2 protein-coding genes are annotated in these 1148 nt (G+C 52.7%); both read right to left on the bottom strand.

Translation table 11 applies throughout. The features are described from left to right. On the bottom strand, positions 1 to 701 hold a 701-nt coding region (locus R7Z41_RS24155), incomplete at its 3' end, for an ABC transporter substrate-binding protein (protein WP_318141659.1). Positions 702 to 811: 110 nt separating this feature from the next. Further along, positions 812 to 1148 (bottom strand): 4'-phosphopantetheinyl transferase AcpT (gene acpT, locus R7Z41_RS24150; protein WP_318141658.1); only part of this gene is annotated, 337 nt, incomplete at its 5' end.

Below are 1148 nucleotides of genomic sequence, written 5' to 3'. Positions count from 1 at the left end.
CCGGTTTCAAACGCTACTGCGCGGGTAGTCGGGTCTGGGATGACGTTAAAAGTGATCTTCTTAATCGCCGGCTTTTCGCCCCAGTAGTTTTCGTTACGGACGAAGACATCGTACTGATTCAGTTTCGATTCCTGCAAAATCCACGGTCCGGTGCCAATCGGCGCTTTAATCCCGTTCATGGTTTCATTATTTTTAAACTGCGATGGGGCGATAAAGCGGAAAGGACGGGGCAGGGCCAGTTCTTGCAGGAAAGGATAGTAGGCGCTTTTCAGGGTAATTTGCAGCTCTGTTTTACTGAGTGCTTTAACATCAACAATCTGGTTTGCCAGCTCCAGCCAGGCGTGACGTTGACGGTTATCGAGCACTGCGCGGAAGTTTTCTGCCGCCGCCTCGGCATCGAACGGTTCACCGTTGGAGAATTTCACGTCATCACGCAGGGTGAAGGTCCAGGTTTTACCATCTTCTGAATGAGTCCAGCTTTTAGCCAGCCACGGGATCACCGAACCGTCTGCCTGATATTTCACCAATGGTTCATAAACCATGCTCTGGGCGAACATCTGGTTAGGCGTGTAAAGGTGCGGGTTTAGTGGCCCGACATTCACCGGCCAGGCGGTGGTGATTTCATCTGGTGCAGCGGCATGGACGATAAAAGACGCACAAGCCAGCAGCGCAAAGAGATTGCGGCGGAGTATGGAGAGCATGGTAACCCCAATGGATTAAAATAGATGGCGGAAATAAGTATGACGATTTTAAGTATTCGTCATACTGATTACCTGTTCTGGATCAATAGATGGGCAGTCGGGTGGGCGGATCAGTTAACTGAATCGATCCATTGCACACTGTCGGCGGTGAGCGTAAAGGGAGTAGGGGTGCAGATCGCAAGGCTTAAATTTTCAAGCTGACAATGGCTGACTGACAGCGAGGAGTGATAGGTGCTGTCTACGCTGACGATTTGCCAGGCGCTGCCGCCACGCTGTTTAACGATGGCTTCTTTGCGCGTCCAGATGCGCCAGAACATTTCCAGTTGCTGATCAGGATGCACGGCGTCCATCTCAGCGTGTTCCCCGAGGCTGAATACGGCGTTCGCCAGCCAGCGCCAGTGGGCGCGCGGGCGAATCACTTCGATATCGCAGCCGGCGTCGCCTTCA

The organism is Vibrio sp. 1457 (assembly GCF_033340195.1).
Lineage (GTDB): Bacteria > Pseudomonadota > Gammaproteobacteria > Enterobacterales > Vibrionaceae > Vibrio > Vibrio alginolyticus.
The sequence above is the reverse complement of the archived record's forward strand: the minus strand, read 5'-3'. Positions and strand labels throughout refer to the sequence as shown.